General features: G+C 64.9%; 9 protein-coding genes and 1 pseudogene. 5 read left to right on the top strand and 5 right to left on the bottom strand.

The genetic code is table 11. The annotated features are described in order from the left end of the window. Position 1: 1 nt before the first annotated feature. Genes glgX through treY form a run of 3 tightly spaced genes read left to right on the top strand, consistent with a single transcriptional unit; the run spans position 2 to position 6616 of the window. Entirely contained in the window at positions 2 to 2080 is a 2079-nt protein-coding gene (gene glgX / locus X265_RS09320; RefSeq protein ID WP_128964549.1) for a glycogen debranching protein GlgX, read from the top strand. Further along, positions 2077 to 3831 (top strand): malto-oligosyltrehalose trehalohydrolase, encoded by a 1755-nt coding sequence (treZ, locus tag X265_RS09315; RefSeq protein ID WP_128964548.1) that lies wholly within the window; start codon positions 2077 to 2079, stop codon positions 3829 to 3831. Before glgX ends, treZ begins: the two co-directional genes overlap by 4 nt. Position 3832: 1 nt before the next feature. Continuing rightward, positions 3833 to 6616: a malto-oligosyltrehalose synthase gene (gene treY / locus X265_RS09310; protein WP_128964547.1), complete on the top strand. Its 2784-nt coding sequence runs from the start codon at positions 3833 to 3835 to the stop codon at positions 6614 to 6616. Between the two features lie 3 nt (positions 6617 to 6619). Here the strand turns inward: treY and X265_RS09305 are convergent. After that, positions 6620 to 6936: pseudogene (locus tag X265_RS09305) on the bottom strand (polyhydroxyalkanoic acid system family protein). A 180-nt stretch (positions 6937 to 7116) separates the two neighbouring features. On the opposite strand from X265_RS09305, the gene X265_RS09300 reads away from it, so the two are divergent. Then, positions 7117 to 7281, top strand: a complete 165-nt coding sequence (locus tag X265_RS09300) for a DUF3309 family protein (RefSeq protein ID WP_084298933.1) — start codon at positions 7117 to 7119, stop codon at positions 7279 to 7281. Between the two features lie 129 nt (positions 7282 to 7410). Here the strand turns inward: X265_RS09300 and ligD are convergent, their stop codons facing one another. Further along, on the bottom strand, positions 7411 to 10083 hold the full coding sequence (gene ligD, locus X265_RS09295) for a DNA ligase D (RefSeq protein ID WP_128964546.1): 2673 nt from the start codon (positions 10081 to 10083) through the stop codon (positions 7411 to 7413). 117 nt (positions 10084 to 10200) lie between these two features. Between ligD and ku the strand changes: the two genes are divergently transcribed. Further along, complete coding sequence (gene ku, locus X265_RS09290; protein ID WP_128964545.1) at positions 10201 to 11085, top strand: non-homologous end joining protein Ku; 885 nt, start codon at positions 10201 to 10203, stop codon at positions 11083 to 11085. Between the two features lie 116 nt (positions 11086 to 11201). Here ku and X265_RS09285 read toward each other — a convergent pair whose 3' ends face one another. Genes X265_RS09285 through X265_RS09275 form a run of 3 tightly spaced genes read right to left on the bottom strand, consistent with a single transcriptional unit; the run spans position 11202 to position 15257 of the window. Further along, positions 11202 to 11891, bottom strand: coding sequence for a response regulator (locus X265_RS09285; protein WP_128964544.1), 690 nt, complete (start codon positions 11889 to 11891; stop codon positions 11202 to 11204). Then, the gene (locus tag X265_RS09280; RefSeq protein WP_128964543.1) at positions 11888 to 14611 is read right to left on the bottom strand and encodes a sensor histidine kinase; all 2724 of its coding nucleotides are present in this window, start codon (positions 14609 to 14611) and stop codon (positions 11888 to 11890) included. Before X265_RS09280 ends, X265_RS09285 begins: the two co-directional genes overlap by 4 nt. A 40-nt stretch (positions 14612 to 14651) precedes the next feature. Continuing rightward, a complete protein-coding gene (locus X265_RS09275; RefSeq protein ID WP_128964542.1) occupies positions 14652 to 15257 on the bottom strand; it encodes a K(+)-transporting ATPase subunit C in 606 nt (201 codons plus the stop codon). Between the last annotated feature and the right edge of the window lie 101 nt (positions 15258 to 15358).

Below are 15358 nucleotides of genomic sequence, written 5' to 3'. Positions count from 1 at the left end.
AATGCGCCTGACTGCTGGATCGTCCGCACGCCTCGGTGCAAGCTGGGACGGCCGCGGCACCAACTTTGCGCTGTTCTCCGCCAATGCACAGAAGGTCGAGCTGTGCCTGTTCGACACCCAAGGACGCCGCGAGCTCGAACGCATCGAGCTGCCGGAGCGCACCGAGGACGTGTGGCATGGCTATCTCAACGACGTCTCGCCGGGCCAGCTCTACGGCTATCGCGTGCACGGCCCCTACGAGCCCGAGCACGGCCACCGCTTCAATGCCAACAAGCTGCTGCTCGACCCCTACGCGAAGCGCCTCGCAGGCCGGCTGGTGTGGAGCGACGCGCATTTCGCCTACCGGACCGGGTCGGCGCGCGAAGATCTGTCGTTCGACCGGCGCGACAATGCGCGCGGCATGCCCAAGGCCGTCGTGGTCGACGAGACCTTCAACTGGGGCCGGCGCGAGATCCGCCCCAACATCCCCTGGGAAGACACCATCATCTACGAGGCCCACGTCAAGGGCCTGACGCAGAAGCGCGACGACGTGCCGCCGAATTTGCGCGGCACCTATGGCGGCCTGTCGTCGCCGGCGATGATCGAGCATTTGAAGAAGCTCGGCGTCACCACGATCGAGCTGCTGCCGATCCACAGCTTCGTCGACGACCGCATCCTGGTCGAGAAGAAGCTCGCCAATTACTGGGGCTACAACACCCTGTCATTTTTCGCGCCCGAGCCGCGCTACGCCCAGGACAATGCGCTCGATTCCTTTCGCACCACGGTCGCGCGCCTGCACGACGCGGGCATCGAAGTCATGCTCGACGTTGTCTACAACCACACCGCCGAGGGCAACCATCTCGGACCGACGCTGTGCTATCGCGGCATCGACAACGCCTCCTATTACTGGCTGAACCGCGAGAACCCGCGCTACTACGACGACTTCACCGGCTGCGGCTCCTCGGTGAACCTGACCCACCCGCGCGTGCTGCAGATGGTGATGGATTCGTTACGCTACTGGGTCGAGGTCTGCCATGTCGACGGCTTCCGTTTCGACCTCGCCACCACGCTCGCGCGCGGCCCGAACGGCTTCGATCGCGGCATCTCGTTTCTCACGGCGATCCGGCAGGATCCGGTGCTGGCGACCGTCAAGCTGGTCGCGGAGCCCTGGGATCTCGGGCTCGGCGGCTATCAGGTCGGCGCCTTCCCCTCGCAATGGTCGGAGTGGAACGACCGCTATCGCAGCGCCATGCGCCGCTACTGGAGCGGCGAAGGCAGCCTGATCGGCGATATCTCCAGCCGCATGACGGCGTCCTCCGATCTGTTCAACCACGACGGACGGCGGCCGCGCGCCAGCATCAACCACATCACCGTGCATGACGGATTCACGCTCGCCGATCTCTTCAGCTACAACGAGAAGCACAACGAGGCGAACGGCGAGGACAATCGCGACGGCTCCAACGACAACCACAGCAACAATTGCGGCGTCGAGGGGCCGACCGACGATCCCAACATTCTCGGCCTGCGCCGCCAGCTGCGCAAGAACGTGCTGGCCTGTCTGATGCTGGCACAGGGCATTCCGCTGATCCTCGCCGGCGACGAAGTCGGCAATTCGCAATCCGGCAACAACAATGCCTATTGCCAGGACAATGAGATCGGCTGGGTCTCCTGGGACAATCTCGGCAAGAGCGGCGACGACATGGTCGATTTCGTCTCCGGTCTCGCCGACATTCGCCACCGCTTCTCGCAATTGCGCAGCCATCGCTGGCTCGACGGCCGGCCGAAGGACGGCATTTCGTATGGCGCGCTGTGGCTGACGCCCGAAGGCAACGAGATGACTGAGAGCGACTGGACATTTCCGGACGGGCGGTTCCTCTCTTATGTGATGGGACCGATGGAACCGGGCAGCGCGGCGATCTTTATCGTACTGAACGCCGCCCCCGAAGAGATCGCATTCAAATTGCCCAAAATGCCCGAATACAAGAGCTGGCAGCAGATCCTGAACACGACGGATGCCAAGCTGAACAGCGTCGATTTCCTGCCGGGAAGCGACAGCAAGGCGCCGCCGCGCTCCGTGCTCGCCTTTGCGGGGGCGCTATGAGGCCATCGTTCGGGGCGAAGCCGACCAAGGACGGCGTGTCGTTCCGACTATGGGCGCCCGGTGCGCGTCGGGTCGATCTCCTACTCGAACGACGACACGCTATGCAGCGCCGGCAGGATGGCTGGTATGTCGCCGAGATTGCCGGCCTGCCGGTCGGCAGTCCCTACAAGTTCAGGATCGACGACGAGATCGACGTGCCCGATCCCGCCTCGGCGTTCCAGCCTGAGGACGTGTTCGGCCCGAGCGAAGTGATCGATCACGATGCCTTCGCATGGCGCGCGAAGGACTGGCGCGGCCGCCCCTGGGAAGAGACGGTGCTGATCGAGACCCATGTCGGCACGTTCACCGCGGAAGGAAGCTACCGCGCCATGATCGACAAGCTCGATCATCTCGTTGCGACCGGAATCACCGCGCTGGAGCTGATGCCGCTGGCCGATTTCGCCGGCCGCCGCGGCTGGGGCTATGACGGCGTGCTGTGGTACGCGCCCGATAGTGCCTATGGCCGACCCGAAGAGCTGAAGACGCTGATCGACGAGGCCCATCTGCGCGGGCTGATGGTGTTCCTGGACGTCGTCTACAATCACTTCGGACCGGAAGGAAATTACCTCGGCCGCTACGCGCCAGGCTTCTTCACCGACGCGCACACTCCTTGGGGCAGCACGATCGATTATCGGGTGCCGCAGGTCCGCGCCTTCGCGGTCGAGAACGCGTTGTCCTGGCTCACCGACTATCGCTTCGACGGCTTGAGACTCGATGCCGCCAACCACATCATGGCGGTCCCCGGCGAGCAGTCGATGCTGCAGGACCTCAGCGTTGCCGCGGGCGAGCTCGCCAAGGCCACGGGACGGCACATCCATCTCGTGCTGGAGAACGGCGACAACTGCGCCAGCCTGCTCGACGCCGCGCAGGAGCCGCCGAACGGCAAATACCGCGCGCAGTGGAACGACGATTACCACCACGTCTGGCACGTCATGCTGACCGGCGAGCACGCCGGCTATTACGCGGATTATCAGACGCCGCGGATGGATCTGGCGCGCGCGCTCGCTTCCGGCTTCGTCTATCAGGGCGAGATCTCGGAGTTCTGGGGCAAGAAGCCGCGAGGCGAACCGAGCGGCGAGCTGCCGCCGGCGACCTTCGTCAACTTCCTGCAGAACCACGACCAGATCGGCAATCGGCCGCTCGGCGAGCGGCTCGAGAGCCTGGCATCGCCGAAGCAGATCGAAGCCGCGCTCGCGGTGATGCTGCTCGCACCGATGGTGCCGATGCTGTTTCAGGGCGAGGAATGGGGTTCGAAAGTCCCCTTCCCGTTCTTCTGCGATTTCCAGGGCGAACTGGCCGACGCCGTGCGCAAGGGCCGCAAGCAGGAATATGCCTGGGCCTACGAGAAGTACGGCGACGATGTGCCCGACCCGCTCGACCCGGCGACGCCGCAATCAGCCGTACTCGATTGGACGGGGCGCTCGCGGGAGCAGAATGCACGCCTCGCGCTGGTGCGTGAGCTGCTCGCAGTTCGCCGCAACGAGATCATGCCGCGGCTGAAGGGCGCGCGGTTCGGCAATGCCGAGGCGGCGGACGACGGCGTCGTCACTGCGCATTGGCGCATGGGTGGCGGCACGACGCTACGTCTCGTTGCCAACCTCTCGGACAAGGATGTTGCGTACTCCAACAGCATGACGGGCGCGCCGATCTGGGGCGCCGCGGCCGGCGACCGGCTGCCACCCTGGTCGGTGATCTGGCATCTCGGAGGTTGATATGCCTTCGGCGATCCCTCTTGCGACTTACCGGCTTCAGCTCACCGCGGATTTCGGTTTCGACGAGGCCGCCGCAGTCGCGCCTTACCTCAAGGCGCTGGGAATCACCCATCTCTACGCATCGCCGGTGATGAAGGCGCGCAAGGGCTCGACCCACGGCTACGACACGGTCGACCACAGCCAGTTCAATCCCGAGCTTGGCGGCGAAGCCGGCTTTGCGCGGCTGAGCGAAGCGTTGGCGCGTCACGACCTCGGCCTCATCATCGATTTCGTGCCCAACCATGTCGGCGTGCATTTTTCCGACAATCCCTGGTGGCTGGACGTGCTGGAATGGGGCCAGGCGTCGCCGCACGCAGTCTCCTTCGATATCGACTGGGACCAGCTGGCCTTTCGCGCCCGCGGCGGCGTGCTGCTGCCGATCCTCGGCGTCTCCTATGGCGAGGCGCTGGAGGGCGGCGATATCCAGTTGCGCTACGATGCCGGCGAAGGCAGCTTTTCCGCCTGGTATTTCGAACATCGGCTGCCGATCGCGCCGGAGCGCTATGGCGAGATCCTGCGGATGATCGTGAAGGAGGCAGACGCCGCCGAGACCGAAGCCGGCAGGCGCCTGCTCTCGCTCGCCGCGCGCTACACCGGCTTGCGGCGCCCCAACCGCAAGGAAGCTCCCGCCTTCAAGACCGAGTTGAAGGACATCGCTGAAGCGGCCGACGTCATCAGCCACGGCCTCGCCGCTTACCGCGCCGGCAAGGATCGCCCGGCGCAGACGCTGGCGCTGCATCATCTGCTGGAGCGACAGAACTACAAGCTCGGCCATTGGCGGCTTGCCTCGAGCGACATCAATTATCGCCGCTTCTTCGACGTCAATGGCCTTGCCGGCCTGCGCGTCGAGGACGCGAGCACCTTTGCCGCGACGCACCGGCTGGTAAAGCAGCTCGTCAGCGAGGGCAGGCTGCAAGGCATCCGCCTCGATCATATCGACGGCTTGCGCGATCCCGCGCAATATTGCCAGCGGCTGCGCCGGCTGGTGCGCGACGCGCAGGGCAACGCAAAACCATTCTACACCGTGATCGAGAAGATCCTGTGCGAGCACGAACGGCTGCCGCACTTCGCCGGCGTTCAAGGCACCACCGGCTATGAATGGATGAATGCCATCACCCAGGTGCTGGTCGATGCCAAGGGGCTGGAAGCGCTGGACGAAACCTGGCGGCAGATCAGCAACCGGCCGCCGCGGCTCGCCCCCTACGTCAAGGAAGCCAAAAGGCGCGTGCTGGAGACGCTCTTGACCAGCGAATTCACCGTGCTGACGCGCCTGCTCGCACGCATCGCCAACGGGCATTACTCGACCCGCGACTTCTCCGCCGACAGCCTGCGGCAAGCGCTGGAACTGTACGTGCTGCACTTCCCGGTCTATCGCACCTATCTGACCCACAGCGGCCCGACGGCACTCGACCGCAAGCTGATCGACGACACCATCGCGCGCGCCCGCGCCGAATGGTTCGCGGCCGACGAAGGCATTTTCGATTTCCTGCGCGATGCCCTGACCATGGACCTGCTCAAGCCCGGCCGGCCGCCGCACAGCGCCCCGCGCGTGCGCCGCTTCGCGCTGAAGGTGCAGCAGTTCACCGGACCTGTCATGGCCAAGTCGCTGGAGGACACTGCGTTCTATCAATTCCACCGGCTGCTGGCGCTCAACGAGGTCGGCGGCGATCCCGCGAGCAAGGGCCTCACCATTCCCGCCTTCCACGAGGCGATGCGTGCCCGCGCCAGGGAATGGCCGCTGGGGATGACGGCGACCGCGACCCACGACACCAAGCGCGGCGAGGACGCCCGCGCGCGCATCGCGGCGCTCAGCGAGATCCCCGGCGAATGGACCAGCGCGGTGGCACGCTGGAAGGTGCTGAACGCGCCGCACCTCGCGCTTCGTGGCCATCTGCGCGCGCCATCAGCAACCTTCGAATACATGCTCTATCAGACCCTGCTCGGTGCCTGGCCGCCTGAGGGGCCGGACGCCGCTTTCGTCGAGCGCATCCAGGCCTATGCGCTGAAAGCAGCCCGGGAAGGCAAGGAGGAGACGAGCTGGCTCAATCCGCACGAAGCTTATGAAAGCGGCATCAAGGACTTCATCGCGAAGATCCTCGATCCCACGCTATCGGGCGAATTCCTGGACGCGCTGCAGACCCTTGCCCGTCGCGTCGCGCTGCTCGGTGCGCTGAATTCGCTGAGCCAGCTCACGCTGAAGGCGACCCTGCCGGGGGTGCCCGATTTCTACCAAGGCACCGAATTCTGGGACTTGTCGCTGGTCGATCCCGACAACCGCCGCCCGGTGGATTTTGCCGCGCGAGAGGCGGCGCTGGGCGTGCTGGACGATCCGGATTGGCATGACCTGGTCAAGTCCCGTCCCGACGGCCGGCTCAAGCTGGCCTGGACGCGACGCCTGCTCAAGCTGCGGAACGCACTCCCCGACATCTTTGCGCAGGGCGATTACCAGCCGCTCGACGTCCAAGGTGCGCACGCCGATCATGTCATCGCCTTCGCTCGCCGCCGCGGCCGCGCTGCGGCGATCGTCGTGGTCGCACGCCAGTTCGCTGCCTTCACCCAAGCGGGCCGCGAATGGCCCACGTTCGAAGGATTTGACGCAACCGTCGACATCACCGGCTATACCGCACCTGGTCTTGCGCGCAATCAGCTCCCCGTCGTGCAGGCCTTCCGTGATTTTCCCGCCGCGATCATCGAAGCCCGTACGGCAAGCGCCGCCAAACCCTCTCGGCAGCGCCTCAGCGCCTGAAACCTACTTTCCCTCGTCCTTGGTCAGCAGCAATTGCCCGCGCTTCTTGATTGCTGCCTGCGCCATCTCGGCAAAGCGCTGTAGCAGCCACGGCAGCACCACCTGCACCTTGACGTGATCGTCGGCGACATCGACCTGACCGCTCGCGATCTGGCCGAGCGCGCGGACGCGGAAGGCCAGAGAGTCGCCGTTCCAGCGCTCCTCCTCGACCTGCATTACGGAATGCTCGCGGCGGCGCGGCCGAGGCCGGTCTTGAGCCGGCGAACCGCCTCCTCTCGGCCGAGGCGATGCGGAATGGAAACGACAAGCGGTGCTGACATGGCGGCGCCCTGTGGTGACTGATCTCACATAGTCATGCCGGGCGGACGGAGAAAGGTTCCATGCACGTTGGAGCCCGCCGTACTGTTTCAAACCCGGAACTAACAAACGTGCGGCAAGTTGCCCCCGCACCACGGGACAGGTTGCAACGACCCTTTCACAAAGGGCTGGAGGAGATTCGCATGTCTATCGGTACGATCATTCTGATCATCTTGGTCATCGCCCTGCTCGGCGGCTTCAGCGGCATCGGCGGCGGGCCGTTCTACGGCACCGGCTATTACGGCGGCGGCGGCCTCGGGCTCGTCATCATCATTCTGCTGATCCTGCTGTTGATGGGACGGATCTAGCGACACTGCGACGATCTCGTAAGGTGGGCAAAGGCGCGTCAGCGCCGTGCCCACCTTTTCGTTGGAACAAAAGCTGGTGGGCACGCTCCGCTTTGCCCACCCTTACGGTAGCTATGCCTGAGCGCAGATCTACTTCACTTTCCCCGCGAGCTTCTTCACCGCCGCCTTGATCGAGGCGGCCGCGTCGTCATAGCCCTCCCAGGCCTTCGACCGTGGCAACAGGCCGGGCACCGTGCGCAGCGTATATTTCTTCGGATCGAGATCGCTCTTCACCTGCGCCCAGGTCAGCGGCATCGAGACCGTGGCGCCGGCGCGCGCGCGCGGCGACAGCGGGGCCACCGCCGTCGACATCCGGTCATTGCGCAGATAATCGAGGAAGATCTTTCCCTTGCGCAGCTTCTTGGACATGTTGAGCAGATAGCGCTCGGGATCGTCGTCGGCCATCCACTGGCAGACGCCTTGCGCGAACGCCTTGGCCTCTTTCCAGGTCACCTTGTCGCGCGCGCCGTGAAGCAGCGGCACCACGACGTGAAGGCCCTTGCCGCCCGTGGTCTTGCAGAAGCTCTCCATGCCGAGATCGGTCAGACGCTGCCGCATCTCCTTGGCCGCCTGCACGACCTCGGCGAAGTCGACATCCGGCGCCGGGTCCAGATCGAACACCAGCCGCCCCGGCGTGTCATAGGCATAAGGTGCGCAATTCCAGGGGTGCAGCTCGACCCCGCCGATCTGCGCGACGGCCGCGAGCCCTTCGATCCGGTCGATCTGCAGGTAGGGCTTGCGATCGCCGGAGACTCTTGCGAGCTCGAGCAGGTTCGAGGTGCCCTGCATGGCGTGGCGCTGGAAGAAGCACTCGCCCTTGATGCCGTCAGGCGCACGGATCAACGAGCACGGCCGGCCCTTGAGGTGGACGATCATCCAGTCGCCGACGGCCTCGAGATAACGCGCAAGATCGAGCTTGGTGACCGGAGAACCTTCTCCATCGTCAGGCCACAGCTCCTTGTCCGGCTTGGAGATGACGACGCCCATCACCTCCGCGGTTCCACCTGGCTGTTTCGCCGAGCGAGCGGATTTGGCTTTTGCGGCGGGCTTCGCCCGCCCCGTCGAAGGTTCGGCGAGCTCGGTATCGACGGGCGTCTCGGCTTCGACCTCCTCGGCCGGCTTGTCCTGGCGCAGGCCCTTGAACGCGGCCTGGCGGATGTTACCGTCGGCGGTAAAGCCGGCGAATTCGATCTCGGCGACGAGCTCGGGCTTCAGCCAATGCACCTCGCGGGCTTTCTTCGGCGCATTCTTGCCGCCGAAGGGACTCTCCTTGGCTTCCATCGCCTTCAGCGACGGCATGATCCGCTTGACCTTGTCGGCACCAAAGCCGGTGCCGACCATGCCGACGAAAGCGAGATGGTCGCCGCGATGCACGCCGGCCATCAAGGAGCGGAATTTGCCATTGGTGGTCTTGTAGCCGCCGATCACGACCTCATGACCGGCGCGGCATTTCGCTTTGGTCCAGCTTTCGGTGCGCCCCGATCGGTAGGGAGCATCCAGCTTCTTCGACACCACGCCTTCGAGCTCGAGCTTGCAGGCCGATTGCAGCACCGCGTCGCCGCCGCTCTCGAAATGCTCGACATAGCGGATCTGCACCGACTTGCGCTTGCGCGCTTCCAGCAATTCCTTCAGTCGTGCCTTGCGCTCGCCGAGCGGCAGACGGCGGCAGTCCTGTCCCTCGGCAAACAGCAGATCGAACGCAAAGAAGATGAGGTCCTCGGTCTTGCCGTCCGACAGCGCGGCCTGAAGCGAGGAGAAATTCGGCGCGCCGTTGTGATCGAGCGCGACGATCTCGCCGTCGATCATCGCGTCCGGCAGTGCGCCGGCCTCCTTCGCGATGCTCGCAAACTTGTCGGTCCAATCGAGGCCCTTGCGCGTCTTCAGCGTCGCCTCGCCATCCTCGACCCGGAGCTGCACGCGATAGCCGTCGAACTTGATCTCGTGGCACCAGCCTTCACCGGCCGGCGGCCGCTCGACCGAGGTGCAAAGCTGCGGCGCGACGAAATCCGGCATCTCCGAGACCTTCTTGGCACTCGTGGCCGTCGTCGTTTTCTTTCCCGACTTTCGGGCCTTCAAGGCCGCGCGCGGCGCGGGCTTGACCGTGCGGCCCTTCGTCTCCTCGGCGCGATTGGACTGCCAGACCGCGTCAGCCTTGCCCGTGCCCTTCGCCAGCATGAACGGCTTGGGCGCACGCCCCTTGCCTTCGGCGATCTGCTCCATCGCACGGCCGGAGGCGACCGACTTGTCCTCGCCGAGGATGTCTTGGTCCTCGCTGGCATATTCGTCGCGGTGCTTGATCAAGAGCCAATTGGTTCGCTTCTCGCCGCCGCGGTTGCGCATGCGCACCAGCACCCAGCTGCCATGCAGCTTGTCGCCGTGCAGCGTGAACTTGAGATCGCCTTTCCTGAAGCCGGCTTCCGGATCCTCCGCCTCCCAGGTGCCGCGGTCCCACAGCATCACGGTGCCGCCGCCATATTGGCCTTCCGGAATCGTGCCTTCGAAATCGCCATAGTCGAGCGGGTGATCCTCGACCTCGACCGCCAGCCGCTTGTCGTGCGGATCGAGCGAGGGCCCTTTCGTCACGGCCCACGACTTGAACACGCCGTCGAATTCGAGACGGAGATCGTAATGCAGCCGGGTCGCATCATGCTTCTGGATCACGAAGCGCCGCTGCTTCGACGGCGCCACAGCGGTCTTGCCCGACGGCTCGGGCGTTTTCTCGAAGTCACGCTTCTTTCGGTAAGTGGAGAGTTTCTGCAGCACGACCGGTCCCGCTTCTCTTTCAGCTTTCAGCCTATCACGGCCAAAGTCCCACCCGGAACCAAAACCCCGGAGCCCGGTTGGAGTTCCTGAAAGGCCTTGGAATCACTGGAGAATGGAATGGCTCCGCGCGCCTATTGGAAGGGAACGTTGAAGCTGTCGCTGGTGAGCTGCCCGGTCGTGCTCTATCCCGCGACCACCGCGGCCGAGAAGACGCGGTTTCACCTGATCAACCGCGAGACCGGGAACCGGCTCAAGCAGCAGATGATCGATTCGGAGACGGGCGAGGTGGTCGAGAGCGATCAGAAAGGCCGCGGCTACGAGCTGCGCAAGGGCAAATATGTCGAGATCGAGCCCGAGGAGCTCGAGGCGGTCCAGATCGAGAGCAACCACACCATCGACATCGAGAGCTTCGTGCCGAGCGAAGAGATCGACCAGCGCTATCTCAACCACCCCTATTACATCGCGCCCGACGGCAAGGCGGCCGTCGACGCCTTCGCGGTGATCCGCGACGCCATGAAGGATCAGGACCGCGTGGCGCTCGCCAAGATCGTGCTCACCAATCGCGAGCACATCATCGCCATCGAGCCGCTCGGCAAGGGTCTGCTCGGCACCACCTTGCGCTTTCCGTATGAGCTGCGCGACGAGGACCAGTTCTTCGACGACATCAAGAGCCCGAAGATCACCAGGGACATGGTCGATCTCGCCGGCCACATCCTGCACACCAAGGCAGCGCATTTCGATCCGAGCAAGTTCAAGGACGAGTACGAGACCGCGCTGAAGGCGCTGGTGAAACGCAAGGCGAGCGGCAAGACCATCGAGCTGCCCGAGCCGGAAGAGCGGCCGAGCAACGTGGTCAGCCTGATGGATGCACTGAAGCAGAGCCTGAAGGGCCGCGGCGGAAAGAAGACGGCGACGAGGTCCCATGCCAGACGTGCGACGGGGCGGCGGCAAGCTGCGAAGAAGGCGCACCGCTCGACGGCTCGGCATCGCAAGGCAGGGTAGTCGTCATTCCGGGGCGATGCGAAGCATCGAGCCCGGAATCCATCATGCCACGCATGCTGAGCGGAGAAATGGATTCCGGGCTCGCGCTGGCGCGCGCCCCGGAATGACCATTGAAACTAATCCGCCGCCTTCAACCGGTACCCGATTCCCGTCTCGGTCAGCACATATTGCGGCCGTTCCGGGTCGGCCTCGATCTTCTGGCGCAGCTGGCGAACATAGACGCGCAAGTATTGTGCGTCGGTCAGCTCGTCCCAGAGCTCCTTGAGCAGGAATCTGTGGGTCAGCACCTTGCCGGCGTGCTGAACCAGCACGCGCAGCAGATCATATTCCTTCGGCGACAGCCTGATCTCGCGCTCGCCGAGCTTGACGATGCGGCGCACGAGATCGACCGAGAGATCGCCGGTGCGGAACACCGGGCGCTCGCCCTGCACCTGAAGCTGATGGCGCAGCGCGGCGCGCAGGCGTGCCAGCAGTTCGTCCATGCCGAATGGCTTGGTCAGATAATCGTCGGCACCGAGATCGAGCGCCTGCACCTTTCCGGCCTCGTCGCCGCGGCTCGACAGCACCACGATGGGCACGCTCTCGTTGCGCGCGCGGATGGTCCGCAGCAGTTCGTGGCCCTGGATATCCGGCAGGCCGAGATCCAGGATGATCAGCGCCGGCTGTTCCGTGAGCTTCTCCAGCGCGCCTCTGCCGTTCGAGGCCTCCAATATCTCGTAGCCCTGCGTCGACAGCCCCATCCGCAGCAATTTGCGGATCGGCGGCTCGTCGTCGATCACCAGGACCTTGATCGGGGCGGCGCTCATGCGGCGGTATCCAATGCGTGGGTCTGCGCCGGCACAGGCAGACGGATGGTGAGGATCGCGCCGCTGCGGTCACTGCGATTGGCGGCTGAGATCGTGCCCCCCATCGCCTCGACGAAGCCGCGGGAAATGGCGAGTCCAAGTCCGGTGCCAGGACGGACGTGATCGCCCTTTTGGACTCGGTAGAACTTGTCGAACACGCTCTCGAGCTCGTCGGGTGGGATGCCGGCGCCTTCGTCGACGACATCAAGCACCACCTGGTCGCGCTCGCGCCGGCTCCTGATCGCGACAGTCGTGTCGAGCGGCGAATATTTCGCGGCATTGTCCAGCAGGTTGAACAGCACCTGCTCGAACAGCACGGCGTCGAGCTCGAGCATCGGCAGATCGGCTGCCAGCACCAGCTCTACCTTGTGAGCGGTGAGGATTTTCGAAGCGCGCCGCAGCGCGCTGCCGACGATCTCGCCGAGATCGTGCAGCGCCGTATTGGGCACGATGGCGCCGGACTCGAGCTTGGTCATGTCGAGGAGATTGGCGATGAAGCGGTTGAGCCGCTCGGACTCGTCGATGACGGTGCCGAGCAGGTCGCGCTTCTCGGTGTCGGACAGCGCGCCGGCAAGATCGCGCATGGTCGAGGCCGCGCCCAGCACCGAAGCGAGCGGCGTCTTCAGATCATGCGAGATCGAGGTCAGGAGCGCAGAACGCAGCCGCTCGGATTCGACGGTGCGCTTGACGCGGTCCATGTCCTCGACCAGCAGCACGCGCTCGATCGCAAGTGCGCCCTGATCCACCAGGGCGTCCAGCAGCCGGCGCTGATCCGGCGTCAGCAACGGGCCGGTGCGATCGTTGTCGATGCCGATCACGCCGATCGGACCACGCCCGGTGCGCATCGGCAGGAACAGCCGCTTTGCGCCCGGCAGCGTATCTGCGCCGCGACCGGCGGAACGATCATTGCTCCAGGCCCAGTTGGCGGCGGCAAGGTCGGCCTGATCGAGCTGGTCCTCCGGCGGATAGCCTGACTTCACCGTCAAAAGTCCGTCCTCCGGCAGCAGCAGCACCACGCGGACCTTCAGCATCAACGCGATCTGATAGGCCGTCGCCCACAGCACGTCGTCGAGCGTCGCGGTACCGGCAAGCTTGCGGCTGAAGGCATAGAGCTGCTCGGTCATCCTGATCCGGCCGATCGCGGTGTCGGCCTGAGTACGCACGCGCGCTGCGACATTGGAGACCAGCATGGCGACCACCGTGAACAGGACGAAGGCGGCGACGTTGGTCGGATCGGTGATCGTGAAAGTGTAGATCGGCGGGATGAAGAAAAAATTGTAGCAGAGCGACGCCGCCACGGTCGCCAGCAACGACGGCCACAGGCCGTACCGGACGGCAACCGCCACGACGGACGTCAGCAGCACGAGATCGACATTCTCGATGCCGAAATGGGGCTGGATCAATTCGGCGGCGCCGAGACCGATCAACACGATCCCGAGCGCCTTCAAGTAAGGCAGCGGATCAAACGGCTCGGCCCGCACGGCGGTTTGCACCGCGCTCCCGGCCGCGGCCTCGTCGGGCAGCTCGTTACCGGCGATGACATGGACAGTGATGTTGCCGGCGCGGCGAACCAGGTCGTGCACGACCGAGCCGCGGGTCATCTCGAACCAGCGTGAGCGGCTCGACTTGCCGATCACGATCTGGGTGACGTTGTTGCCTTGCGCGAAGTTGATGACGTCGTCGGCGATGCGGCGGCCGACCGCCGGAATTGTCAGCGCCTCGCCTCCGAGCGATTCGGCGAGCCGCAGCGTATCGGCGAGCCGGTCGCGCTCCTTGTCCGAGAGCTGCAGCGAGCGCCGCGTCTCGATCGAGAGCGCGGTGAACGGCGCGTGGAGCCGGTCGGCCAGCCGCTTCGTATACCGCACCAGCCCGGCCGCGCGCGGATCCTCGCTGACACAGACGAGGATGCGCTCGCCCGCAGCCCAGGGACCGGCGATGGCGTTGGCCTGCATGTGGTTGAGCAGCTGCTCGTCGACCCGCTCGGCCGTGCGCCGCAGCGCCAGCTCGCGCAGCGCAGTGAGGTTGCCGGGCGAGAAGTAGTGCTCCAGCGCCCGCTCTGCCTGTTTGGGGACGTAGACCTTGCCTTCACGGAGGCGCTGGATCAGATCGTCCGGCGTGAGGTCGATCAGCTCGATGGCATCGGCGCGGTCGAAGATCGAGTCAGGCACAGTCTCGCGCACGCGGACATGCGTGATCTGGGCGACCACGTCATTCAGGCTCTCGATGTGCTGGATGTTGACGGCGGTGTAGACGTCGATGCCGTGGGACAGCAGCTCTTCGACGTCGAGATAGCGCTTGGGATGACGACTGCCGGCAGCGTTGGTGTGGGCGAGCTCGTCGACCAGAGCGATCTTCGGCCGTCGCGCGATCACGGCATCGAGGTCCATCTCCTCGACGATTTGGCCGCAGTAATCGAGCCGCTTGCGCGGGACGACCTCGAGCCCTCGCACCAGCGCTTCGGTTTCCGCGCGGCCATGGGTCTCGACGAAACCGACCACGACGTCGACGCCGGCCTTGCGCTTGGCGTGGGCGCTCTGCAGCATCTCGTAGGTCTTGCCGACGCCGGGAGCGGCGCCGACGAAGATCTTCAGCTTGCCGCTCGCGCTCTCCTCCCGGCGCGCGGCTTCCAGCAGCGCCTCCGGCGACGGACGTTGTTCGGGATCGCGGCGCTGCTGAACCATCAGCCCAATATAATCGTCCTGATATTCCGAGCCTAGAGCGCTACTTCGCGGATGCACGATCCAGTGCGAGGTTCAGCGCAAGAACGTTAACCCTGGGTTCGCCGAGCAGGCCGAACAGACGACCCTCGGTGTTGGAGGCGACGAGCTGCTTCAGCGAATCCTCCGACATATTCCGCGCTTTGGCCACACGGGGCACCTGGAATTGCGCCGCTTCCGGCGAAATGTCGGGATCGAGACCGCTGGCCGAGGTCGTGACCAGATCGACCGGGACCGCTGCGTTCGGGTTCTCGGTTTTCAGCCTGTCCACATCCTCCTTCAGCCGATCGGCCAGTGCCTTGCTGGTCGGACCGAGATTGGAGCCGCCCGAATTGGCGGCGTTGTAGGGCGCGGGGACCGTCTTTGTGGAATCATTGGGGTCCGGCGCCAGCGTCGCCGAGGGGCGGCCGTGGAAATATTTGTCGTCCTTGAACTCCTGCCCGATCAGGGCGGAGCCGACCACCTTGCCGTCCTTCTCGATTAGGCTGCCTTGCGCCTTGGCGGGGAAGATCGCGCCGGCGATGCCGGTCATGGCGAGCGGATAGGCCAAGCCCGTGATGGCGGTGAGCACGAGCAACAGGACGATGGCGGGGCGGACTTCTCTGAGCATGTTGGGTCTCCAGTTACGTCGTCATTGCGAGCGAAGCGAAGCAATCCAGGATCTTTCCTTGGAGACGTTCTGGATTGCTTCGTCGCTTCGCTCGCAATGAC

It is taken from the genome of Bradyrhizobium guangdongense (genome assembly GCF_004114975.1).
Classification (GTDB): Bacteria; Pseudomonadota; Alphaproteobacteria; order Rhizobiales; family Xanthobacteraceae; genus Bradyrhizobium; species Bradyrhizobium guangdongense.
The sequence above is the reverse complement of the archived record's forward strand: the minus strand, read 5'-3'. Positions and strand labels throughout refer to the sequence as shown.

Excerpts from the sequence above, each read along its gene's own strand:
- glgX (WP_128964549.1), top strand. The coding sequence starts at position 2 with ATGCGCCTGACTGCTGGATCGTCCGCACGCCTCGGTGCAAGCTGGGAC.
- treZ (WP_128964548.1), top strand. The coding sequence starts at position 2,077 with ATGAGGCCATCGTTCGGGGCGAAGCCGACCAAGGACGGCGTGTCGTTC.
- treY (WP_128964547.1), top strand. The coding sequence starts at position 3,833 with ATGCCTTCGGCGATCCCTCTTGCGACTTACCGGCTTCAGCTCACCGCG.
- X265_RS09300 (WP_084298933.1), top strand. The coding sequence starts at position 7,117 with ATGTCTATCGGTACGATCATTCTGATCATCTTGGTCATCGCCCTGCTC.
- ku (WP_128964545.1), top strand. The coding sequence starts at position 10,201 with ATGGCTCCGCGCGCCTATTGGAAGGGAACGTTGAAGCTGTCGCTGGTG.
- X265_RS09285 (WP_128964544.1), bottom strand. The coding sequence starts at position 11,891 with ATGAGCGCCGCCCCGATCAAGGTCCTGGTGATCGACGACGAGCCGCCG.
- X265_RS09280 (WP_128964543.1), bottom strand. The coding sequence starts at position 14,611 with ATGGTTCAGCAGCGCCGCGATCCCGAACAACGTCCGTCGCCGGAGGCG.
- X265_RS09275 (WP_128964542.1), bottom strand. The coding sequence starts at position 15,257 with ATGCTCAGAGAAGTCCGCCCCGCCATCGTCCTGTTGCTCGTGCTCACC.